This window comes from Streptomyces sp. NPDC048623 (assembly GCF_040650755.1).
GTDB lineage: Bacteria > Actinomycetota > Actinomycetes > Streptomycetales > Streptomycetaceae > Streptomyces.
The window spans coordinates 279,435-301,527 of the sequence record NZ_JBEZHV010000008.1; the positions used below are offsets into that span (position 1 = coordinate 279,435).

The 22,093-nt window shown below is 73.2% G+C and carries 16 protein-coding genes and 1 pseudogene; 11 read left to right on the forward strand and 6 right to left on the reverse strand.

Annotation, left to right across the window (positions count from 1 at the left end; translation table 11 throughout):
• Positions 1-5: 5 nt before the first annotated feature.
• A complete protein-coding gene (locus tag AB0C73_RS15030) occupies positions 6-1,001 on the reverse strand; it encodes an AraC family transcriptional regulator (RefSeq protein WP_362529258.1) in 996 nt (331 codons plus the stop codon).
• A 271-nt stretch (positions 1,002-1,272) separates the two neighbouring features.
• Between AB0C73_RS15030 and AB0C73_RS15035 the strand changes: the two genes are divergently transcribed.
• The 11 genes from AB0C73_RS15035 to AB0C73_RS15085 all read left to right on the forward strand — a co-directional run bounded on the left by AB0C73_RS15035 (position 1,273) and on the right by AB0C73_RS15085 (position 12,804).
• Positions 1,273-2,628 carry a DUF1254 domain-containing protein gene (locus AB0C73_RS15035; protein WP_362529261.1) on the forward strand — a complete coding sequence of 452 codons (1,356 nt, stop codon included), beginning with the start codon at positions 1,273-1,275 and terminating at the stop codon, positions 2,626-2,628.
• 54 nt (positions 2,629-2,682) lie between these two features.
• Positions 2,683-4,026: an MFS transporter gene (locus tag AB0C73_RS15040; protein WP_362529264.1), complete on the forward strand. Its 1,344-nt coding sequence runs from the start codon at positions 2,683-2,685 to the stop codon at positions 4,024-4,026.
• 86 nt (positions 4,027-4,112) lie between these two features.
• A complete protein-coding gene (locus AB0C73_RS15045) occupies positions 4,113-5,678 on the forward strand; it encodes a long-chain fatty acid--CoA ligase (protein ID WP_362529267.1) in 1,566 nt (521 codons plus the stop codon).
• An 80-nt stretch (positions 5,679-5,758) separates the two neighbouring features.
• Positions 5,759-6,646, forward strand: coding sequence for a M24 family metallopeptidase (locus AB0C73_RS15050; RefSeq protein ID WP_362529269.1), 888 nt, complete (start codon positions 5,759-5,761; stop codon positions 6,644-6,646).
• Positions 6,647-6,778: 132 nt separating this feature from the next.
• Entirely contained in the window at positions 6,779-7,558 is a 780-nt protein-coding gene (locus AB0C73_RS15055; RefSeq protein WP_362529271.1) for a response regulator transcription factor, read from the forward strand.
• A complete protein-coding gene (locus tag AB0C73_RS15060; RefSeq protein ID WP_362529274.1) occupies positions 7,555-8,925 on the forward strand; it encodes a HAMP domain-containing sensor histidine kinase in 1,371 nt (456 codons plus the stop codon). The genes AB0C73_RS15055 and AB0C73_RS15060 overlap by 4 nt, the downstream gene beginning before the upstream one ends.
• Positions 8,926-9,049: 124 nt before the next feature.
• Positions 9,050-9,535: a hypothetical protein gene (locus AB0C73_RS15065; protein WP_362529277.1), complete on the forward strand. Its 486-nt coding sequence runs from the start codon at positions 9,050-9,052 to the stop codon at positions 9,533-9,535.
• A complete protein-coding gene (locus AB0C73_RS15070) occupies positions 9,532-10,551 on the forward strand; it encodes an FAD:protein FMN transferase (RefSeq protein ID WP_362529279.1) in 1,020 nt (339 codons plus the stop codon). The genes AB0C73_RS15065 and AB0C73_RS15070 overlap by 4 nt, the downstream gene beginning before the upstream one ends.
• A complete protein-coding gene (locus AB0C73_RS15075; RefSeq protein ID WP_362529282.1) occupies positions 10,548-11,240 on the forward strand; it encodes a ferric reductase-like transmembrane domain-containing protein in 693 nt (230 codons plus the stop codon). The genes AB0C73_RS15070 and AB0C73_RS15075 overlap by 4 nt, the downstream gene beginning before the upstream one ends.
• Positions 11,237-12,559, forward strand: coding sequence for an NADH-ubiquinone oxidoreductase-F iron-sulfur binding region domain-containing protein (locus AB0C73_RS15080; protein WP_362529285.1), 1,323 nt, complete (start codon positions 11,237-11,239; stop codon positions 12,557-12,559). Before AB0C73_RS15075 ends, AB0C73_RS15080 begins: the two co-directional genes overlap by 4 nt.
• The gene (locus tag AB0C73_RS15085; protein WP_362529287.1) at positions 12,556-12,804 is read left to right on the forward strand and encodes a ferredoxin; all 249 of its coding nucleotides are present in this window, start codon (positions 12,556-12,558) and stop codon (positions 12,802-12,804) included. Before AB0C73_RS15080 ends, AB0C73_RS15085 begins: the two co-directional genes overlap by 4 nt.
• 48 nt (positions 12,805-12,852) lie before the next feature.
• On the opposite strand, the gene AB0C73_RS15090 is transcribed toward AB0C73_RS15085, so the two are convergent.
• The 5 genes and pseudogenes from AB0C73_RS15090 to AB0C73_RS15110 form a co-directional block, all read right to left on the reverse strand.
• Complete coding sequence (locus tag AB0C73_RS15090) at positions 12,853-15,744, reverse strand: carbohydrate binding domain-containing protein (protein WP_362529382.1); 2,892 nt, start codon at positions 15,742-15,744, stop codon at positions 12,853-12,855.
• Between the two features lie 188 nt (positions 15,745-15,932).
• Positions 15,933-18,302 carry an isoamylase gene (locus AB0C73_RS15095; RefSeq protein ID WP_362529289.1) on the reverse strand — a complete coding sequence of 790 codons (2,370 nt, stop codon included), beginning with the start codon at positions 18,300-18,302 and terminating at the stop codon, positions 15,933-15,935.
• A gap of 195 nt (positions 18,303-18,497) precedes the next feature.
• Positions 18,498-18,941, reverse strand: a complete 444-nt coding sequence (locus tag AB0C73_RS15100) for a pyridoxamine 5'-phosphate oxidase family protein (protein WP_362529292.1) — start codon at positions 18,939-18,941, stop codon at positions 18,498-18,500.
• A 180-nt stretch (positions 18,942-19,121) separates the two neighbouring features.
• Entirely contained in the window at positions 19,122-21,539 is a 2,418-nt protein-coding gene (gene ppsA / locus AB0C73_RS15105; protein WP_362529294.1) for a phosphoenolpyruvate synthase, read from the reverse strand.
• Between the two features lie 200 nt (positions 21,540-21,739).
• Positions 21,740-21,919, reverse strand: a pseudogene (locus AB0C73_RS15110) (DUF1918 domain-containing protein); the annotation flags it as partial.
• Positions 21,920-22,093 lie beyond the last annotated feature (174 nt).

Below are 22,093 nucleotides of genomic sequence, written 5' to 3' on the forward strand. Positions count from 1 at the left end.
GCCGCTCAGCCCCTGATCGCCTGGGTGCGCCACGTGCTGGGGCTCGTGTCGAAGCGGGTGCGGAACCAGCGCGAGAAGGTGGCGAGGGAGGAGAAGCCGAGGAGGCCGGCGATCTCGGTGAGAGGACGGTGGGAACCGCCCACGTAGCGGCGCGCCAGGCCCGTACGGACCGAGTCGACGATCGACGAGTAGCCCTCCCCGCTCTCCGTGAGGCGTCGCTGGAGGGTCCTCGGGTCGATGTCGAAGGTGCGGGCGACCTGTTCCAGGGAGCAGCGGCCGGTGGGCAGCAGTGCCTCGACGATCTCCCGCACGCGGTCGGTGAAGGCACTGGCGGGCGAGGGCGCGATGTTCTCCAGGAACTGCCGGGCGTAGGGCCGCAGCCGGGGATCGGCGAGGGTGTTGGGCGCTTCGAGGTCCGAGGGGTAGAGGACGATGCCGGAGCGCGGCTGCCCGAAGGTGACGTCAGGGCCCAGGACCCGGTGATGGGGACCGGGGTCGGCCGGGGCGGTGCGTTCGAGCGGGACGCCGACCGGCGTCCAGTCGGCGCCGAGCAGTCGGCCGATGAGACCGTGGCAGACCCCGACCAGCATGTCCGTCGCCTGGGGGCGGCTGTCGGGCGGTGAGTCGAGGGCCAGGTTCACCCAGATCCCGGCCAGACCGTTGCTGAGGGTGATCTCTGCCCGCAGGGCCTCGTTGTAGAGGTGGAGGTGCTGGATCAGCAGCTCCAGGGCGCTGCGTACGGAGGGCTCCTCGCGGGCGACGAGGCCGATGGGGCCGAGGTTCGAGAAGCGGGCGAGCTCGGCGAGCCGAAGGCCGAAGTCGGGGCAGTCGGTGGCGGCGGCGGTGTCCTCCAGGAGCCGGGCGACCGCGGCCACGGGGAGCCAGCGGTCGGCGGCGGCGAGCACGGCCGGGTCCAGGCCCACGCCGCGCATCAGAGCCGACGGGTCCGCCCCCAGGGAGCGGGCGAGGTCGACGTAGTTGGCCAGTCCGGTGGTGCGCATCCGCAATTCCACAGTGGTCTCCCGAGCGGTCTCCCGAGGAGTCTCCCGGGCGGCGACGTGTGTCGCGAAATGCTAAATGATTCGTCGTCCAGCGCAAAGCACGTCGCCTTTCGGCCGGGTAGCGTCCGGATCCAAGCGCTCCGGCGTCCGAGCCGCACTCGATCCCGGGCGCACCGATCGTGCCGTGCCGTGCCGCGCCGTCCCCGGCCCGGCATCTGCGCCGCTGCCACCGCCACCGCCACCGCCACCGCCACCGACCCGAGGAGATCCCGTGACCACGACCGCGACCCAGGCCACCGGGGAACCGGCCACGCCGCCCACGCCGCCCGCGCCGGCGGCGCCGGCCGCCGAGGCGTACGTCTTCGCCTATCCGCTGGTCACCATGGAGCTGACCAGACGTCAGATGACCACTCCGGGCGCGGCCGTCCCCGGCAGTGCCGCGCCCAACACCTTCGCCCACCTGCCGGTCACCCCGGACGCCTCGTTCGAGGGTGTGGTCAGCCCGAACGCGGACACGCTGTACTCCCTGGCCTGGCTGGACCTGTCGGCAGGGCCGGTGCGGCTCTCCGTGCCCGAGACCCGCGGGCGGTACTTCCTGCTCCCGCTGTACGACGCCTGGACCAATGTCTTCGCCTGCCCCGGCAGCCGTACCACAGGAAGCGCCGCCGGTGAGTTCGCCGTGGTCGGCCCGGGCTGGAGGGGCGAGCTGCCGGACGGCGTGGAGCGGATCGACGCCCCCACCTCCATGGTCGCCATCATCGGCCGTACCCAGGTCAACGGCGCGTCCGACTACCCGGTGGTGCACGCCGTCCAGGCCGGCTACCGGCTGACCCCGCTGACGGACGGCGCCACCGCCGCCGCGAACGCCGACTCCGGCCCGGTCGACCTGGTGACCGCTCCGGTCGACCAGGTGGCCGCACTGGACCCCGCCACGTTCTTCGCGATGACCGCCCACCTCATGGCGGCCAACCCGGCGAAGGCCGACGACGCCCCCATGGTCGAAGGGCTGGCGCGGCTCGGCGTCGTCCCCGGCATGCCGTTCGACTGGGACTCCCTCAGCCCCGAGACGCAGCAGGCCGTCACCGAGGGTGCCGCCGAGGGCCTGGCCCAGATCCAGGCGGCCGGCCGCAAGCCGCGGGCGCGGGTACGCGACGGCTGGATGACCGCGTTCGAGATCGGCGCCTACGGGACGGACTACCTGCAGCGGGCCGCGGTCACGCTGGTCGGCCTGGGCGCCAACCTCCCCCAGGACGCGGTCTACCCGATGTGCCGGGTCGACGCCGACGGCGAGCCGCTGCACGGCGACAACCGCTACCAGCTGCACTTCCCCGCCGACGGCCTCCCGCCGGTCAACGCGTTCTGGTCGCTGACGATGTACAACGACCGGCAGTTCTTCGTCGACAACCCCATCGACCGGTACGCCATCGGCGACCGCGACGCCCTGCGGTTCAACGCCGACGGCTCGCTGACGCTGCTGATCCAGCACACGGCACCGGCCGAGGGTCTTGAGTCCAACTGGCTTCCCGCGCCCGAGGGTTCCTTCAACCTCATGCTGCGCCTCTTCTGGCCCCGGCCCGAGGTCCTGGGCGGCACCTGGCACGCACCGGCCGTCCACCGCGTCGGCTGACCCTCCCCCAAAAGACCGCCCCCGCCCCCGCAGCCCCCGCCCCGGAGGTCTCCCATGGACAGCCCCTCGCCCACTCCCGCGGTGCTCCCGGCGCCCGACGCGCCGGGTTCTCCGCCCTCGGAGCCGCCGGTCTCCAGGCGCTACGCCTGGACCGTGTTCGCGCTCGCCTTCGCGCTGATGCTCACGGACTTCGTCGACCGGCAGATCATCGTCGCCACCTTCCCCCTCCTCAAGGAGGAGTGGGGACTGTCGGACACCCAGCTCGGGGCACTGGTCTCCGTCGTCTCCGTGACCGTGGCGCTCGGCGCACTGCCCTTCGCGCTGGTCGCCGACCGCTGGAGCCGGGCGAAGTCCATCGCCGTGATGGGCACGGTCTGGAGCCTGGCGGCCATGGCCTGTGCCACGGTGGGCAACTACGCCCAGCTCCTCGCGGCGCGGGCGGCCATCGGGCTCGGCGAGGCCGGTTACGGGCCGGCCGGCGGCGCCCTGATGGCCGGCCTGTTCCCGCAGCGGCTGCGGGCGACCGTGGTGGGCGCACTCCAGGCGGCCGGACCGCTCGGTGTCGTCCTGGGCGTCCTCCTGGGCGGACTGATGGTGCCCACGCTCGGCTGGCGCACGACGCTCGCGGTGTTCGCCGCGCCCGGCTTGCTCCTGGCCCTGCTGTTTCTGCGGGTACGGGAGGGGCGCACACCGGGGGCGAGCCCGGCCGCCGCGGCCGACGCACCGCCGATCCGTACGCGGGGCGCCCTGGCCGAGCTCTTCCGCAGCCGTACCGCGGTCGCCGCGTACCTGGGGGGCGCCCTGCAGCTGGTGGTGCTCTCCACGCTCTACGCCTGGCTGCCCAGCTACCTCACCCGTACCTACGCCTACACCAGCGCCGAGGCCGGTGCGGTGTCGGCGGTGGCGGTCGTCGCCAGCGCGGCCGGCACCGTCGTCCTCGGCTACGCGGCCGACCGGGCCGGAGCGGCCCGGGCCCGGCGCAAGCTGACCCTGCCGGCGGGTCTCGCTCTGCTCGCGCTCGTCCTGCTGGCCTCCGCCTTCGCCTGGGTGCCGGCGGGCCCCGTGCAGCTGGTCCTGATCGTGGCCGGTGCCTTCGCGGTGACGGCGGCGGTGGGGCCGGTCCCCGCGGTCGTGATGGACGTGGTCCATCCGAAGCTCCGTGCCACGGCGCTCGGCATGGTCACGCTGATCCAGAACCTCTTCGGCCTGGCCGTGGGCCCGCTGCTCACCGGCTGGCTCTCCGACACCCTGGGCATCGCCGCCGCGCTCGCCCTGATGTCGCTGTTCTGCGCCGGCGCCGCCGCCGCGCTGTGGACCGCCTCGCGCAGCTACGAGAGCGAACTGCGCACGGACACCGACAGCGTCACCACCACGCCGCAGGCCGCCGCCGCCCTCTGACCCCCGGCTCCCGACTCCGGGCTCCCGGCCCCTCTGTCCTCACCCTCTCGCACCCGTACGGAGTTCCTGTGTACAACCTCGCCGTCATGCTGGAGGACAGCGCCCGCGCCGTCCCCGACCGTACCGCCGTCGTCCTGGGCGAGCAGCGGCTCAGTTACGCCGAACTGGACACCGAGGCCCGCCGGGTGGCCGGCCTGCTGCGCGCCCGTGGCATCGCGCCCGGCGACAAGGTCGCCCTGTCCTGCCCCAACCTGCCGTGGTTCCCGATCGTCTACTACGGGATCCTCAAGGCCGGCGCCGTGGTCGTCCCGCTCAACGTGCTGCTCAAGGGCCGCGAGATCGCCTACCACCTGGCCGACTCCGGGGCCAGGGCCTACTTCTGCTTCGAGGGCACCGCCGAACTGCCCCTCGGGCGGGAGGGGTTCTCGGGCTTCGAGCAGACCCCGGGCTGCGAGCACTTCTTCCTGATGACGGCCGACGCCGCCACCACCGAGTCCCCCGTCCCGGGAGCCGAGTCGCTCACCGAAGCGCTCGCCGGCCGGAGCGGCGACTTCGACACCGTCCCCACCGAGGCCGACGACACCGCCGTCATCCTCTACACCTCCGGCACCACCGGCCGCCCCAAGGGCGCCGAGCTCAGCCACGCCAACATGGCGTTCAACGCCCTGGCCTGCCACAAGCTCTTCGGCGAGGCCGAGCACGACGTCCACCTCGTCACGCTGCCGCTCTTCCACTCCTTCGGCCAGACCGTGCAGATGAACGCCGGGTTGTCCGCCCGCGCCACCCTGGTCCTGCTGCCCCGCTTCCAGGCCTCCGACGCCCTCGCCCTGATGCGGCGCCACTCGGTCACCTTCTTCGCCGGCGTGCCCACGATGTACTGGGCCCTGCTCGGCGAGGACTCCGGCACCGCCACCGCCACCGCCACCGCCACCGCCGACGAGCGGATCGCCGCGCACCTGCGCACGGCCATCTCCGGCGGCGCCGCCCTTCCGGTGGAGATCCACCGGCGCTTCGGCGAGCGGTTCGGCGTGACCATCCGGGAGGGGTACGGCCTGTCGGAGACCAGCCCGGTCGCCACCTTCTCGCCCCGCGGCGAGGCCGTCCGCCCCGGCTCCATCGGACGGCCCGTCTGGGGTGTCGACGTGGCCCTGATCGCCGAGGACTGGTCCCCCGTCGAGGGTCCCGACGCGGTCGGTGAGATCGCCGTCCGCGGCCACAACGTCATGAAGGGCTACCTCGGCCGGCCCGACGCGACCGCCGAGGTGATGCGCGACGGCTGGTTCCGCACCGGCGACCTGGCCCGGCGGGACGCCGACGGCTGGTACTACATCGTCGACCGCGCCAAGGACCTGATCATCCGTGGCGGGTTCAACGTCTACCCGCGGGAGATCGAGGAGGTCCTGCACACCCACCCCGCGGTGAGCATGGCCGCGGTCATCGGCGTCCCTCACGACCGGCACGGTGAGGAGGTCAAGGCCTGCGTCGTACGGGCTCCCGGGGCGACGCTCACCGAGGACGAACTCGTCGCCTGGTGCAAGGAGACCATGGCGAGCTACAAGTACCCGCGCCTGGTGGAGTTCCGCGACGCCCTGCCCACCAACGCCACCGGCAAGATCCTCAAGCGTGCGCTCCGGGACGCCCCCGCTTCGTAGCGACCGCCGCACTCCCCGCGTACCCCCACCCCACCTCACCCACCCCACCCACTCGTCACACTCCGAGAGGCTCCCCTCGCATGGCCAAGGAACAGTTCACCCCGCAGGAACTCGCCGACTTCAAGGCGGCCCAACGCCTCGCCTACGACGCGGTGGCGGCCGTCGAGGCGCAGCTGTACGAGGGGATCACCGAGAAGCAGGCCGCGCGGGCCGTCGAGGACTGGCTCCGGGACCACGGCGTGAACCGCTTCTTCCACTACGGCTTCGCGTGGTTCGGGGAGCGGACCCGGTTCCGGGACTTCACCAAGCCCAAGGGCGGCGCGCTCGCCAGCCTCCTCAACCCGAAGATGGCCCACTTCGGCAAGCAGTTCCAGCCCACCGACCGCCCGCTGCGCCACGGCGAGGCCGTCATCCTCGACGTCGGTCCGGTGGTCGGCGACATCGCCTGCGACATGGGCTACTCGTGCACGCTCGGCGGCGACGACAGCGAGGAGTTCCACGAGGCGCGCATGGCGCTCGAACCGCACCGCGCCCTGATCCTGGACCTGGTCAGGAGCGGTGCCACCCAGGCCCGCATCTACCGCGAGGTGGATGAGCTGATCGCCGACCAGGGCTTCGAGAACATCCACAGCTACTACCCCGGCTCGGTCATCGCGCACCGGGTCGGCAAGGTCCCCGGCACCCGTCTGCCCACCTTCCGGATCAACGGCTTCAGCCCGCAGGCCCTCGCGTACCTCAGCGGCCATCTCCTCTCCTCCGCGATCCGTCCGCGCCTGAACCGGACGCCGCTGTGGAACGAGGGCTCCGACCGGCCCTGCGAGCCCGGTCTGTGGGCCGTCGAGCCGCACATCGGCAAGGGCGAGATCGGGGTGAAGTGGGAGGAGCTGCTCGTGGTCACCGAGGACGACGCCTACTGGCTGGACGACGACCTGCCGCACACGCGCTACTGGGACCGGCACCGCGGCTGATCACGAAACACGGAACGGGGACCCGAACGGCCCCTACCGCCTGTCCGGGCATCGACGCAGCCTGGGAGGGGTACGTAGTCGATCTCCCCGGCCGGGAGACGGGTGACGGGAGACGGCGGACAGGTGGCAGGCATGAACGCGCGGGCCAGGAGCGACGCCGAGGAGACGCGGGTGCTGGTCGTGGAGGACGACCGGGGCATCGCGGAGTCCCTGGTGCGCGGTCTGCGGCAGGCCGGATACGGGGTCGAGGGGGTCCGGACCGGGCGGGCGGCCCTGTCGGCGCCCACACCCGATGTCGTCCTCCTCGACCTGGGGCTGCCGGACATCGACGGGGTCGAGGTGTGCCGGCGCCTGCGGGCCCGGTCGGACACCGCGATCATCGCCGTGACCGCGCGGGGCGAGGAGGCGGACCGGGTGGTGGCCCTGGACGAAGGCGCCGACGACTACCTGGTCAAGCCCTTCGGCCTCGCCGAGCTGCTCGCGCGGATCCGGGCCGTGCTGCGCCGCCGGCGCCCGGCCGAGCCGGAGCTCCTGCGGCACGGGCCGCTCACGCTGGATCTGCGGACCCGGCAGGTCGCGGTCGAGGGACGGGCGGTGGCGCTGACGCCGAAGGAGTTCGCGATCCTGGAGTGCCTGGCCGCCGACCCGGGCCGGGTGGTGAGCCGGCAGCAGATTCTGGAGCGGGCCTGGGACGCCCACTGGTACGGCCCGACGAAGGTGCTGGACGTGCATGTGGCGGCGCTGCGCCGCAAGCTCCGTGCGCCGGGGCTTGTCGAGACGGTCTACGGGCAGGGGTTCCGGCTGGGTCCTGTCCGGAGTTCCAGCGCGGGAGAAGGAGCGGACGCCGCGACGCCGCCGAGGGACTCCGGACAGGACCCAGGGGCGGTCGAGGGGTCGCGGGAGCGGTCGTGACCCGCCGGATCACCTGGACCCTGCTGGTCCTGACGGCCGTGCTCCTCGTCCTCGCGGTCGTCCCGCTCGCGGTGTCGCTGACGGCGCGCGAGCGCATCGCCTACCGCGACAGCCAGCGGGCGGCCACCCGGGTGATCGCCGCGGCGGCCGAGGAGCACCTCTCCGACAACAAGCCCCCGACCGTCCTGAACCAGGAACTCGACGCCGCGGCCCGGGCCGGGGACTGCGCCTCGGTGTACGACGCCTCCGGGCGCCTGGTGGCCGGTACGCCGTGTACGGCGGCCCGGGGCGAGGAGGCGGAGGAGCTGGTGGAGGACGTGCTGGCCGGGCACGAGCCGGAGCCGCCGGAGAACGAGGGCCGACTGCTCGCCGCGGAACCGGCCGGTGAGGTGCGCCGGCCCGCCGGTGCGGTCGTCCTGGCCCGCTCCGCCGGTCCGCTGGACGCCCGGATCGCGGCGATCTGGGGCTGGTCCGGGGCGATCGGCGTCGCGGGTCTCGCCGCGGCCGCGCTGCTGTCCGTACGGCTCGCCCGCTGGGTCAGCCGTCCGCTGTCGACGCTTGACGCCAGCGCCCGCCGGCTGGGCGAGGGCACCCTCGACGAGCGGGCCGAGGTCGGGGCCGGTCCGCCGGAGGTACGCCGGCTCGCCGCCACCTTCAACACCATGGCCGCCCGCACCGAGGCCCTGGTCCACGGCCACCGTGCCGTGATCGCGGACGTGTCCCATCAGCTGCGCACCCCGCTGGCCGCACTGCGGCTGCGCCTCGATGTCCTCGCCGCCGGCGCCGAGCCGGACACGGCGGTGGAGCTGGCCGCCGCGCAGGAGGAGATCGCGCGCCTGTCGCGGATGGTCGACGGTCTGCTGGCGGTCGCGCGCGCCGAGCAGGCGACACCGCGGCCGGCCGCCGTACGGGTCGGCGAGGTGGTTGCCGAGCGGGTGGCCGCGTGGGCGCCGGTGGCCGAGGAGCGCGGGGTCCGGCTGACCGCCGTGTCCGAGGGGGCGGCGCCGACCTGCGCCCTTGGCGCGGGTCACCTGGAGCAGATCCTGGACAACCTGATCGCCAACGCTGTGGAGGCCGCGGACTCCGGCGGGAGCATCACCCTCGGCCATGGCACAGTACGGGGGCGGGCCCGGGTGTTCGTGCGGGACGACGGGCCCGGGATGACGGACGAGGCGAAGGCGGTCGCCTTCCGCCGGTTCGGCAACCCGCAGGCCCGGGGCACGGGCCTGGGGCTGGCCATCGTGCACCGGCTGGTCACGGTCAACGGCGGTTCGGCCGGGCTGGAGGACACCCCCGGCGGCGGGCTCACGGTCGTCCTGGAGCTTCCGCTGTGGCCGGAGGGCCGGCACGAGCAGGGCGGGGCGTAGACACTTCCGGCGCGGAGATCTTTACCGGTTCTGAAGAAGTCGTGAGCGAGTTCCTGGGCGCCGTGAGCACAGTCTGGAGGTGCACGCAGCCGATCCGGGCCGCCGATTCTCCAGGAGCGCTGCCATGGTCCCCTCGCCCGACGACTTCCGGCCGACACCCGCCCCCGCCTCTTCGTCGTACGCACGCGACCGCGGACTGCGCCGCAGCCGCCGCACCACCCGGTGGATCGCGGTCACGGCCGCGGCGGGCGCGGCGGCCCTGGGCGTCACCTACAGCCGGCTGCTGCCCGGCGGTTCGGCCTCCCCCGCGCCGGCGAACGCGCCCGTGCAGAACCCCACGGCGCCGACGGCCGCCACGACCGGGCAGGACGACGACGGGCAGGAGAGCGACGAGAACGACGAGGACGACAACGGGTACGGCGAGGACCGGGACGACGAGGAGTACGGCGAGGAGGAGGGCGAGGCAGGGCGCGCGGCTCCCGCGACGCAACCGGCACCCCGGTCCCCGGCCCCGCAAGCCCCGGCTCCGCAGTCCCCGGTTCCCCAGCCCCCGGCCCAGCCGCCCGCCCCGACCCAGCAGCAGCCGCAGACCACGACGGGGGCGTCATGACCACGCACACCCCGGCACCCACCCCCGCCCCCGCTCAGGTCGGCTTCCCGGCCCTCGGCACGACGGCCGCCCTCCTGGTCACCGAGCCGGACGCCCTGCCCGCCGCCGAAGCGGAGCTGCGCGCCGAGCTGGACGCCGTCGACCGTGCCTGCAGCCGCTTCCGGCCCGATTCCGAACTCTCGCGGGTGAACGTGGCCGCGGGTGCCGAGACGGAGGTCGGCGGCTACTTCGCCGAGGCCCTGGAGGCCGCCCTGCGGGCCGCCCGGCTCACCGGCGGCGTGGTGGATCCGACCGTGGGCAGCGCGGTGATCGCGCTCGGCTACGACCGTACGTTCGCGTCCGTACGCCCCGACGACGCCCGCCCCGTCCCGGTGGGCCGTCCGGCGCCCGGCTGGCGGCGGATCGTCTTCGACCCGCGGACGCGCCGGCTGTGCCTGCCCGCGGGCACCCGCCTCGACCTCGGTGCCACCGCCAAGGCGCTGGTCGCCGACCGTGCCGCCCGGCTGGCCGCGGAGGCGACCGGCTGCGGCGTCCTGGTGAGCCTCGGGGGCGACCTGGCGACCGCCGGACCGGCTCCCGAGGGCGGCTGGCGGATCGCGCTCGCCGACGACCACGCCCGGCCGGCGCCGGAAGGCGGCGCCGCCGTCGCGGTGACCGGCGGGGCCCTGGCGACCTCGGGCATCCGGGTGCGCGCCTGGCGGCGCGGCGGACGGGTCCTGCACCACATCGTCGACCCGGCCACCGGAGAACCCGCCGTACCCGCGTGGCGCACGGTCACCGTCGCGGCCGCCACCTGCGTGGACGCCAACGCCGTCAGCACGGCGGCGATCGTGCTGGGCGAGCGGGCGCCGGACTGGCTGCGCGGCACCGCCCTGCCGGCCCGGCTCACCGGCCTCGACGGCAGGGTCGTACGCCTCGGCGGCTGGCCACCCGACTCGCACGCCCCCGCCCCCGCCCCCGCCCCCGCGCCCGCGCCTCCGGGCTCGCGGAGCCCGGACCTCGGAGGCCCGCGATGACGACGACCCTGGCGCTGACCGGCAGCCCTCTCTGGTACGCGAGCCGTGCGGGCGGCACCCTCGCGCTGGTCCTGCTCACCGCCACCGTGGTGCTCGGCATCGCCTCCGGTGGACGGGCCGCGCCCCGCCGGATCGGCCGCTTCGAGATCGGGCTGCTGCACCGCAACCTGGCCCTGTTGACGCTGGTGTTCCTCGGCGCGCATGTGGTGACCGCGGTGCTCGATCCGTTCGTGCATCTGAGCTGGGCGGTGACGGTGGTGCCGTACGGGGCGTCCTACCGGCCCCTCTGGCTCGGGCTCGGCACGGCGACGCTCGACCTGCTGCTCGCGGTCCTCGTCACCAGCGCGCTGCGGCGCCGCCTCGGGGTACGTTCCTGGAAGGCCGTGCACTGGCTCGCGTACGCCGCCTGGCCCCTGGCCCTCTTCCACAGCGCCGGGACCGGCACCGACACCCGGCTCCCCCTCCAGCTGTGGCTGTACGCCGCCTGCCTCGCGGCGGTGGTCGGTGCCGTGTGGTGGCGGCTGGCGAAGGCCGGTCCCGGACATGTCGCCGGGCGCTTGACGGCGGCCGTGGCCGCGATCGCCGTACCGGTGGTGCTCACCGCGTTCCTCGCCGCCGGGCCGCTCCAGCCGGGCTGGGCGCAGCGCGCCGCGGTGACGCCGACGGTCCTGACCGGAGGCGGACGATGAACGGAACGACGGACGCCACGCCGGACGCGGCGCCCTACTCCCCGGCGCACCACGCGCCCCGGCTCCTCTCCGGCCTGTACGCCACCGGTGCGCCGGCCACCCTCGCCGATCATCTGCGGCACTACGGCCCGCCGGCGCCCGGAACCGGCACCTCGATGTGCGTGGTGGAGGCCGTCGAGGCGGCCGGGCTCACCGGGCGCGGCGGTGCCGGGTTCCCCACGGCCCGCAAGCTGCGCGCGGTCGCGGAACGGGGCGGCCGGGCCGTGGTGGTCGTCAACGCGATGGAGAGCGAACCCGCGAGCCGCAAGGACGCGTTCCTGCTCGCCGTCGCACCCCATCTGGTCCTGGACGGCGCGGTCCTGGCCGCGACCGCGGTCGGCGCCGACACCGTCCATGTGTGTCTGCCCCGCACCCGCGCCGTCCGGTCCGGGCAGCTGCGCGCGGCCCTGGACGAACGGCGGCACGCCCGTCTCGACGCGGTGCGGCTGCGCCTCCACGCTCTTCCGCACACCTATGTCTCCAGCGAGTCGACGTCTCTGGTGCGCTGGCTCAACGGCGGCCCGGCGCGCCCGCAGGGCAGCCCGCCCCGTACCCATGAACGCGGTGTCGCCCGCCGCCCCACGCTGGTGAGCAACACCGAGACCTTCGCCCACCTGGCCCTGATCGCCCGCTACGGACCCGACTGGTTCCGGCAGGCGGGAACGCCGGACGAGCCCGGCACGCTGCTCGTCACCGTCTCCGGCGCGGTCGCGGCGCCGGGCGTCCTGGAGACCGCGTTCGGCACACCCCTCGACGTGGTCCTGGGCCGCGCCGGAGGCCGTACGGAGTCCCTGCAGGCGCTCCTGTTGGGCGGGTTCGGCGGCACCTGGCTTCCCGTGGAGCGCCTCCATGTGCCCCTCGCCCGGCGCGCGCTGGCGTCGCTGGGCGCCGCACCCGGTGCGGGCGTGCTGGTCGCCCTGCCCCGGGCGGCCTGCGGGCTGTCCGAGACGGCGCGCATGCTTGCGTACCTCGCCGCCGACGGCGCCGGTCAGTGCGGGCCGTGCCGCTTCGGACTGCCCGCCGTGGCCGAGGACTTCGCCGCGCTGGCCGCCGGACGGGCCGACGCGGACCTGCTGCGACGGCTGCACCGGCGGGTCGGGCTGCTACCGGACCGGGGCGCCTGCCGCCACCCCGACGGCGCCGCCCGCCTGGCCGCCTCCGCCCTACGCGTCTTCGCGGACGACGTCGGCCTCCACCTCGCCCAGGGCGCCTGTGCCGCGGCCCACCGGCCGCCGCGGATCCCCGTACCGCCCGCCGTACCCCCGGAGACCTGGCGATGACCCCCGCGACCCCCGCGACCCGCGCGACCCCCGCGACCGGCGCCAAGACCCTGCGCATCGACCGTATCGCCTGCGCCGGACAGGGCCTGTGCGGCGAACTGCTGCCCGAGCTGATCGAGCTCGACGAATGGGGCTACCCCATCGTGAAGGACCGGTCCGTCCCCGGCCATCTGCGCGCCCACGCCCGCCGAGCCGCCGCGGCCTGTCCCCTCCTTGCCCTCCACCTCGACGCCGGCCGCGGGTGACGGCCGACGTCGAGGGTCAGGCGGTCGGAAGGTCAGACCGTCAGGCGGTCACTTCAGGTACGGCCCGTCCGTACCGATCTTCCCGGGTGCGGCGTTGGCGCCGCCCAGGTCGAGGACGTACACCCGCAGATTGCCCTTGCCGGAGGCGGGGGCGCTGAGGGTGCCGTTGGTGACGGTGACGGTCTGGCCGGTCACGGCCTCCTTGTAGGTTCCGTTGAGGATGCCGGTGAAGGTGGCGCCGTTGCCGACGGAGACCAGGGCGTAGCTGTCGACGCCGGTGGTGGTGTCGGTGTAGCGGCGCTTGAAGGCCATGTCACCGCTGACGCCCTCGGTGGAGTACTGGCCGCTCTGCAGCGCGGGGATGGCCCGGCGGATCTGGTTGAGCCGCTGGAGGTGCTTGACCAGGGGCTGCTGGAGGGTGGTGGCCACGGTGCCGGTCGCGCTGGAGACGGACGAGAAGTCGCTCGCCGTGATGTCGCCGGCGATCTTGTCGCCGTAGTAGGCGCGGCCTGTGGTGGCCAGCGGGCAGGTGGGCCCGCAGTCGATCTGCTTTCCGGCCTGGAACTCGATCTCCGATCCGTAGTAGAGGGTGGGAATGCCGCGGAAGGTCCACATCAGCGCCATGTTCTCGGCCCAGGCGTCGGTGCCGCCGCTGTAGCGCGTGCTCGACTTGTTCGGGCCGTAGTCGTGGCTGTCGACGTAGACGACGTTGTACGTGGCGTCGTTGGTGGAGTCGTCGGAGTCCTTGCCGTTGTTGAAGGCGTTGGACGCGTAGCCGAAGTTCATGTGCATGCGCATGTCGATGATGTTCATGCCGCTGAACCGGCTGTGGTCCGGGGTGCGGTAGGAGTTGCCGTCGAGGAAGGCGTTGTTCGAGGTGGGCTGGTTCGCCGGGCCCTGGGTCTCCTCGTACGCGTACATGTCGAGCGCCGCCCTGGTGTCGTCGGCGTCGTACTCCTTGCGCTCCTTCCAGGTGAAGAACTGGGCGGAGTGGTTGACCGAGCCGCGGTTCCACTTGTCGTTGACGAAGGCCCCGACCTCGCCGAAGACGAGGAAGTCCCTCGCCTTCTGCGCGCCCCACTTCTGGGTGACCCGGTCCTGGATGGCGGGCAGGAAGCGCCGGTTCCAGGTGGTGCGCGGGATGTGGACGGCGGTGTCGATCCGGAAGCCGTCGACGCCCATGTCGATGTACCTGTTGTAGGCGCCGATCAGGTACTGCTGCACGGCGGCGTTCTCGGTGTTGAAGTCGGCCAGGTCCTCGTGGAGCCAGCAGGAACGCGAGTCCTCGCCCTCCCAGTTGCCGAGCCAGCACTGGTGGTAGTACGCCGACGGGAACATCTTCGACGTGGGGCCGGGCCACTGGCAGTTGTAGATCGTGTACCCCTCGGCGCTCTTGGCACCGGTCGGAACACCCCAGTTGGGGCACGTGTTCCCGGCGGGCTCGGCGGTCGACCACAGGTCGCCGTTGTAGTACGACTTCCCCGACACCGGCTCGACGGTCAGACCGTCGTACGCGAAGCCGCTGTCCGGCTGGTCGTAGTACCAGCTCCACTGGGTGTCGCGCACGCCGTACACCGTGGGGACGAACAGGCCCTTGGCGCCCCAGCGGGAGGAGTGGTTGTAGACCACGTCCTGGTAGATCTTCATGCCCTTGGCGTGGGCGGCGTTGATCAGGTCCTGGTAGCTCGCGCCGGCGGACTCCAGGCGGGGGTCGACCTTGTAGAAGTCCCAGCCGTGGTAGCCGTGGTAGTCGTAGTCGGAGCGGTTCAGCACCACCGGTGTGATCCACACCGCCGAGAAGCCGAGGCCCTTGATGTAGTCCAGCTTCTGGATCAGGCCCTTGAAGTCACCGCGGAACATGGGGTCGTCGTTCGCCGCGTTGCCGGACTTCACGTGCTGGCTGCCGCCGCGGTTGTTGGAGCTGTCGCCGTCGTCGAAGCGGGCGGTGAGGACGAAGTAGATCGGGTCCTTGCGCGGGTCGCCGCCGAGCGGGGCGCCGGGGTCGGCGGCGGGCGGGGTGTCACCGGTGGTGGCGCACTGCTGCACGCTCGCGGCGGAGACGTTGCCCGCCGCGTCCCGGGCCTTCACGGTCCAGCAGTAGGCGGTACGGGCCTCCAGGCCGGCGGCGGACAGGACGGTGGAGGTGGTGTCGGCCACCGCGGTGCCGCCGCTGCCGCCCGTGCGGGTGACCTGGTAGCCGGTAACGCCCACGTCGTCGGTGGACGCGTTCCAGGTGAGCACCACGGAGGTGTCGGTGACGCTCGTGCCCAGGCCCGTGGGTGCGGTGGGCGCGGTGGTGTCCGGCTGGACGGCCGCGCAGGGGTCGGTGTGGGCGATCACGCCGTCCTTGACGGTGATCGTGCCGGTGCCGAGCTGGTAGTTGGCGCCGTTGTTGTTGTCCCAGGTGCCGGAGCCGTTGTTGAAGGTGGCCTGCCAGGTGGTGGCGGTGCCGAGGTCGACGGTCAGTCTGACCCAGTCGGTGCAGGCCGCCGTCATCCGGGTGCCGGGGACGGTGGTCCAGCTGCCACCGGTGGGCGCCCAGTGCAGGTAGTAGGCCGGCCAGTTGCGCGTCGGGGTGTAGTAGTACGCGGTCGCGGAGGTCGGCTGGGCGGCGGCGCACGGGTCGGTGGTGGTCACCACGCCGTTGGCGACCGCCGAGATGCCGCTGCTCAACTGGTAGTTGGCGCCGTTGTTGTTGTCCCAGACGCCGGAGCCGTTGTTGAAGGTGACGGCAAGCCCTGAGGCCGTGCCCAGGTCGATCGTCTTCTGGAACCAGCCGGCGCACGCCGCGGTCATGGGCACACCGGGGGGTGTCGTCCAGCTGCCGCCGGTCGGGGCGTAGTGGATGTCGACGGTGGTCCAGCTCGCGGAGGGCTTGTAGTACACGGTCGCGGTCGTCGCCGCGTGCGCGGTCACGGCCGGCAGCAGCGCGGCCAGCATGCCGAGCAGGGCGGTGAGGAGGGCGAGACCGGCCGGCCGCCGGGGACTCCCACGTCTCGGGGGTGGGGGTCGGTGGATGGGGGTGTGCATGAGGGCGGCTCCTGGCGTGAGGACGTACGGGCCTGCCGCGCCGCCGCCCCGCGGCTCTGGGGCGGCGACGAGGCCGTTCGGGGAGGGGGTGCTGGGGCCTACCTGGCGACGAGGAGGAGGGTGGCGCGGCCGTGGAGGCGGTAGACGGTGCCGGCTCCGCCGATCAGCGCCTCGGCGCCCGGTTGCGCGACCTGGTTCGCGCCCTCGGCCCAGGTGGAGGTGTCGGTCACGCGGTACCAGTTCTTGCCCGCGCCGGGTGAGGGGAGGGTGAAGTCGACGTCGCCGGACCAGCCGTTGTAGCCGACGTAGAGGGCGCTGTTCGGGTCGCCGAGTTCGGTGCCGTCGTAGCGCCAGGCGAGGGCGTGGTTGTTGGCGTTGCCCCAGTAGGCGCCGTCGGGCGCGGTGCCCGCCGGGGTGAACCAGTCGAGCTGGCCCATGCCGTTGCCGTTGCCGTCAGCGGCGCCGTAGAAGTTGGCCGGGCGCAGGGCCGGGTGGGCCTTGCGGAAGGCGATCAGGCGCTGGGCGTAGGTGCGGAAGGTGCTCTGGTCCGACGTCCACGACGTGGTGAGCCAGTTGGCGGAGGAGTCCAGGTTGTAGGCGTTGTTGTTGCAGTTGACCGAGCGCAGGTACTCGTCGCCGCCGGTCATCATCGGCGTCCCGGCCGAGAGCATGAGCAGGGCGAGGCCGTTGCGGGCCGCCTTGCGCTGGTCGGCCGCGATGCCCGCCTGGTCCCAGGAGATGTTGTAGTCGGAGCCGCCGTCGGACGGGCCGTACGGCCAGGACTGGTTGTTGTTCTTGGTGTTGCAGCGGTAGAGGTCGGCGAGCGTGAAGCCGTCGTGCGCGACGACGAAGTTCACCGAGTTCCAGGGGGCGCGCCCGCTTGCCTGGTAGAGGTCGGAGGAGCCGGCGAAGCGGGTGGCGAGGTCGCTGGGGGTCACGTTCTCGCTGCCCATGGCGTTCTGGTCGCGGCGCACGGTGTCGCGGTACTTGTCGTTCCATTCCGACCAGCCGGCCGGGAAGTTGCCGACCTGGTACGTGCCGCTGCCCAGGGCCCAGGGTTCGGCGATCCAGTCGGTGCCGGCCCCGCCGCCCGCGGGCCTCGGGGGCATCAGGGCGGTGATGCGGTTGAGCGCCGTGTTCGGGTCGGTGCGGCTGTACTGGAAGCAGCCGTGCTCGCAGGTGTTGCCGAGCACGGGCGCGAGGTCGAAGCGGAAGCCGTCGACGCCCAGGTCGTCCTTCCAGTGCGCGAGCGAGTCGGTGATCAGGGCACGTGTGACGGGGTTGTACGTGTTGAGGTTGCCGTTGACGCCGGTGTTGTCCCAGGACGCCTGCATGTCGCTGGTCAGCGAGTAGTAGGCGGGGTTGTCCAGGCCGCGCAGGTTGAGCAGGCTGTAGGTGTTCTTGTCCCCGGCGTTCCACGGCCCGCCCTCGGCGGCGTGGTTGTAGACGACGTCGGTGAAGACCTTGATCCCGGCGTCGTGGTAGGCCCTGACCATCTCCTTGAACTCGCGGGTCGGCCCGCCGGCGCTCTTGTCGGCCGCGTAACGGCGGTCCGGGGCGAAGAAGTTCAGCGTCTCGTAGCCCCAGTAGTTGTCACCCGCGGTGCCGGTGGGGTCGACGTCGTTGGCGTCGTTCTGCGACTCCTGCACGGGCAGGAACTCCACCGCGGTCACGCCGAGCGCCGCGAGGCCGGCGGCCTTGAGCCCGGCGCCCTTGTAGGTGCCCTGGTAGGCCGCCGGTATGGAGGGGTCGCTCTTGGTGAGGCCCCTGACGTGGACCTCGTAGACGATGTCGTCCTTCAGCGCCCGGGTGGGCTTGGTGCCGGTGCTCGTCGTGTCCGCTGCCAGCACGACGCCCTTGGGCGCCTGGGGGCCGCTGTCCAGGGTGCGGTACGAGGGGCCGGTGCCGTAGACGGTCTTCGAGGGAGCGCCGGGAGTGAGCGGGTCGTGGCTGAGCTCCAGGGCGTACGGGTCGGTGAGCAGTTTGTTCGGGTTGAACCGGTTGCCGGCGCTGTCCACGTCCGTGAGGAACCCGGCGCTCGATCCCTTGGTCCACGCCGGGTCGTAGGGCCAGTTGGGGCCCCAGGCGCGATAGGCGTAGTAGACCGGGCCGGTGATGCCGTACTGCTGGCGGATCGTCGTGACCGGCACGGACACCGCCCAGTCCCCGGTTCCGGAGTCCTGGGTCAGGGCGATCCTGGCGGCCTCCTGGACGCCGGTCGCGGCCGTGTACAGATACAGCTCGATGCGGGTGGCGCGGGAGGAGTGGACGCGGAAGTCCACGTTGGCGCCGGTCGCGTCGTAGCGGGCGCCCAGCGGGCCGCCGGTCGCGGCCGCGGCGGGGGTCGTGAGGGCGACGGGGGTGAGCGGCGCGGCGAGGGCGGCGCCGGCGGCGAGGACCGCGGTGGCGGCGCGTGTCCCGAGACGGTGTCTTCCGCGCGTGCGGGCAGGGGTGGGCGACGAGGACACGACGGCTCCTGTGGGCGGCAAGGGAGAAGCCCCGGCGCCGTCCCTGACGCCGGTGACTTGAAAGTGGTTGCTGAATCTTGCCGAAAAGTAGTGCAACCTTTGAATGCGGTAAAGACCTTGCGCAAGGTCTCTCCGACCTCGCGCAAGGTCTCGCCCCGCGTGCTCTCCCTGCGGGTCAGGTCCCGTCGGGCGCCGTCAGACGGCGGCGACGATGCGGTAGCCGGTGATCACACCGGGCCGGATGCTGAGGAACCGGTCCGCCTGCTTGTCGATCCAGGGAACGAGGCTGTCCCGGTACCGCTCGATGAGCTCGGCGTCCTCGACGACGGTCACGACGCCGGTGAGGATGACGCTCCATCCCTCCAGCGAGTGCGGGCTGAGTTCGTCGGCCTGGTAGGCCACGATGGCGCCGGTGAGGGCCTGCTGCATCAGAGCGGTCCCGCTCCGGGTGCGCAGGATGATGCGGCCCTCGTCGACGAGGTGGTTGACCAGGCGGATGGTCGGCAGCGCCTGGTGCGTGAAGCTCACCCGGCCCAGGTGGGCGGTGGCGAGCAGGCGCAGGGCCTCCTCGTCGCCGGTCTCGGCGAGGCGCAGCTCGGCGGTCTCTGCGACGGCGGGGGTACGAGTGACGGTGTCCATGACGAAAGGCTCCGGATGGGTTGGGGCGGACCGCCGGCGAGCGGCGGGTTTCGGACCGGGCGGCATGGGGAAGGACGTGAGGCCACTTCATCATTCGCGACACTGCCGCACCCAGGGCCGAAAGACCCATTCCAGATCGGCGTCCGCCCTGTGTCGTTCCGCCCGTCCTCCCGGGCGGGGTCACGGTGCTCCCCGACCGTCACCGCCGCCCTCCTCCCCCGCGTCGGCGGCCTCCGCGCGGGCCACATGCTGCTTGACCGTCGCGAAGCTGTCCGGCGCGACCGAGATGGAGTCGAGCCGGGCCCGGACCAGGAGCGCGGTGAATCCGGGGTCGTCGCTGGGCCGCTGGCCGCACAGGCCCACCGGGCGGTCGACGGCGTGGGCGCGCGCGGCGAGCAGGGCGATGCTGCGGACGACGGCGGGGTCCCGCTCGTCGAAGACATGGGCCAGGGCCTCGGAGTCACGGTCGACGCCCAGGGTGAGCTGGGTGAGGTCGTTGCTGCCGATGGAGAAGCCGTCGAAGCGTTCCGCGAACTCCTCGGCCAGGATGATGTTGGCCGGTATCTCGGCCATGACGTAGACCCGGAGCCCGTTCTCGCCGCGTACGAGCCCCTCCTCCGCCATCACGCCGAGCACCCGGTCGGCCTCGCCGAGGGTGCGGCAGAACGGGATCATGACGACGACGTTCGTCAGCCCCATCTCGTCCCGGACCCGGCGCAGCGCCCGGCATTCGAGGGCGAAGCCCTCGCGGTAGCCCGGGCTGTAGTACCGGCTCGCGCCGCGCCAGCCGATCATCGGGTTGGCCTCGTCGGGTTCGAAGGGGCGCCCGCCGAGGAGCTTGGCGTACTCGTTGGTCTTGAAGTCGCTGGTGCGCACGATGACGGGCGCCGGCCAGCGGGAGGCGGCGATCCGGGCGATGCCGTGGGCGAGCCGGTCGACGAAGTACTGCCCGCGCTCCGGGTAGCCCTCGGTGAGCCGGTCGACGACCTGCCGGTCGTGGGCGTCGAGCCGTTCCGGGTGGAGCAGGGCCATGGGGTGGACCTTCACCTGGTGGGCGACGATGAACTCGAGCCGGGCGAGCCCGACGCCGTCGGCGGGCAGCCGCCACCAGCGGAAGGCGGCCGAGGGGTCGGCCAGGTTGAGCGTGACCCGGGTGCGGGTGGCCGGCAGTTCGGCGAGGTCGGTCGAGGTCTCCTCGTACGGCAGCAGACCCTCGTAGATCCGGCCGCGCTCGCCCTCGGCGCACGAGACGGTGACGGGCGCGCCGTTGCGCAGCAGCCGGGTGCCGTCGCCGGTGCCGACGACGGCGGGGACGCCGAGCTCGCGGCTGACGATGGCGGCGTGCGAGGTGCGGCCGCCGTGGTCGGTGACGATCGCGGACGCCCGCTTCATGACCGGTTCCCAGTCGGGGTCGGTGACGGTAGTGACGAGGACGCCGCCCTGCGGGAAGCGGTCCAGGTCGACCGGCGCGTCGAGGGCCACGACGGGTCCGCGGCCGATCGCCTCGCCCACGGCGATGCCCTCGACGAGGGGCGGGGGCACGGGGGTGGCGGTCAGACGGCAGCGGCGCAGGGTCGTGGCGCGGCGACGGGACTGCACGGTCTCGGGGCGGGCCTGGACGATCCAGAGTTCGCCGGTGCGCCCGTCCTTGGCCCATTCGAGGTCCATGGGGCAGCCGTAGTGCTCCTCGACGGCCAGGGCCCACCGGGCGAGGGTGCAGACCTCGTCGTCGCCGAGCACCCGCAGGCCGCGTTCGCCGTCGGGGGTGTCGACGGTGCGGGTGAGGCCGTTGTCGGCGTACACGGTCTTCACGCGCTTGGCGCCGATCTGTACGTCGATCACGGGGTCGAGCGCCGGGTCCTTGAGGCTCGGTTTGAAGACCGTGTACTCGTCCGGATCGACCTGCCCGCTGACGACGGTCTCTCCCAGGCCCCAGGCCGCGCTGACCACGACGACCTCCGGGAAGCCGCTCTCGGGGTCGAGGGTGAAGGCGACGCCGGCGCCGGCCAGGTCGGAGCGGACCATGAGCTGGACGCCGACGGAGAGGGCGACGGCGAGGTGGTCGTAGCCCATGCGCTCGCGGTAGTCGATGGCCCGGTCGGTGAAGAGCGAGGCGTAGCAGCGCCGGCAGGCGTCGAGGAGCTGTTCGCCGCCCCGGACGTTGAGGTACGTCTCCTGCTGGCCGGCGAAGCTGGCCTCCGGCAGGTCCTCGGCGGTGGCGCTGCTGCGTACGGCCACCTCGGGCTCCGGGATCCCGGTCTGCTCGGCGAGCTTCTCGTACGCGGTGAGCACGGCGTCGCGCAGCGGCGCGGGCAGCGGCCGGGCGAGGAAGAGCGAGCGGACGGCGGCGCCGACCTCGTCGAGCCGGGCGCCCCCGTGCAGGCGGTCGATCTGGGCCGCGACGCGTTCGCGCAGGTCACCGACGCCGAGGAGGTCCTCGTACGCCTCCGCCGTGGTGGCGAATCCGGGTGGGACGCGGAGGCCGGCGGCGGTGAGCCGGGTGGTCAGCTCGCCGAGCGAGGCGTTCTTGCCGCCGACCCGGCCGACGTCCTGCCGGGCGAGCTCCGTGAACGGTACGACGTGGCGCACGGTCCCCATGGTGTCCTCCCTCGGTCCCTGTCGCTCCACCGTCCCGCGGCCCGGCGGGGCGCGCCGAGTGCCGAGCGGGGCAGTCGGGCCGGGGCCGGTCGGTCCGTACGGGACGGGGACCGTTCGGCCCATGCGGGGGAGGTCGTTCAGGACCGCGGCGCGGCGGTGCCCGGCCCGGAGGGTGCGTCGGAGGGCGCGTGCGGCGGGAAGTGCTGGACGCGGGCGTCGGGTCCGGGGAAGACCAGGGTGGTCCTGCCCGTGTCCGACCAGCGCACGTCGTAGGGCGGGGTGCCGTCCGGGTGGTGCAGGCCGACGATCTCGCCGTCGCGCCCTTCGTCTCCGACGGTGGCACCGCCGACGATCAGCCGGTCGCCCACCCGGGCCCACAGGCCGGCGTGGTGCTCGACGTACTCGTCGTACCCGTGGTGCTCGTCGTACCCGTGGTGCTCCTGGTGCTCGTGGTGCTCGTCCGGGCGGTGTCGTGTTCCGGTCGCGGCCATGGCCCTCGCCTCCCGGCATCAGCGCGCGGTCGCTCTCCCTCCACTCTGCGCCCTTCGGACGGC

Bases quoted from the DNA above. Each gene is read 5' to 3' on its own strand.
- AB0C73_RS15030 (WP_362529258.1), bottom strand. From the start codon at position 1,001: ATGCGCACCACCGGACTGGCCAACTACGTCGACCTCGCCCGCTCCCTG.
- AB0C73_RS15040 (WP_362529264.1), top strand. From the start codon at position 2,683: ATGGACAGCCCCTCGCCCACTCCCGCGGTGCTCCCGGCGCCCGACGCG.
- AB0C73_RS15045 (WP_362529267.1), top strand. From the start codon at position 4,113: ATGCTGGAGGACAGCGCCCGCGCCGTCCCCGACCGTACCGCCGTCGTC.
- AB0C73_RS15050 (WP_362529269.1), top strand. From the start codon at position 5,759: ATGGCCAAGGAACAGTTCACCCCGCAGGAACTCGCCGACTTCAAGGCG.
- AB0C73_RS15055 (WP_362529271.1), top strand. From the start codon at position 6,779: ATGAACGCGCGGGCCAGGAGCGACGCCGAGGAGACGCGGGTGCTGGTC.
- AB0C73_RS15065 (WP_362529277.1), top strand. From the start codon at position 9,050: ATGGTCCCCTCGCCCGACGACTTCCGGCCGACACCCGCCCCCGCCTCT.
- AB0C73_RS15070 (WP_362529279.1), top strand. From the start codon at position 9,532: ATGACCACGCACACCCCGGCACCCACCCCCGCCCCCGCTCAGGTCGGC.
- AB0C73_RS15075 (WP_362529282.1), top strand. From the start codon at position 10,548: ATGACGACGACCCTGGCGCTGACCGGCAGCCCTCTCTGGTACGCGAGC.
- AB0C73_RS15080 (WP_362529285.1), top strand. From the start codon at position 11,237: ATGAACGGAACGACGGACGCCACGCCGGACGCGGCGCCCTACTCCCCG.
- AB0C73_RS15085 (WP_362529287.1), top strand. From the start codon at position 12,556: ATGACCCCCGCGACCCCCGCGACCCGCGCGACCCCCGCGACCGGCGCC.
- AB0C73_RS15090 (WP_362529382.1), bottom strand. From the start codon at position 15,744: ATGCTGGCCGCGCTGCTGCCGGCCGTGACCGCGCACGCGGCGACGACC.
- AB0C73_RS15100 (WP_362529292.1), bottom strand. From the start codon at position 18,941: ATGGACACCGTCACTCGTACCCCCGCCGTCGCAGAGACCGCCGAGCTG.
- ppsA (WP_362529294.1), bottom strand. From the start codon at position 21,539: ATGGGGACCGTGCGCCACGTCGTACCGTTCACGGAGCTCGCCCGGCAG.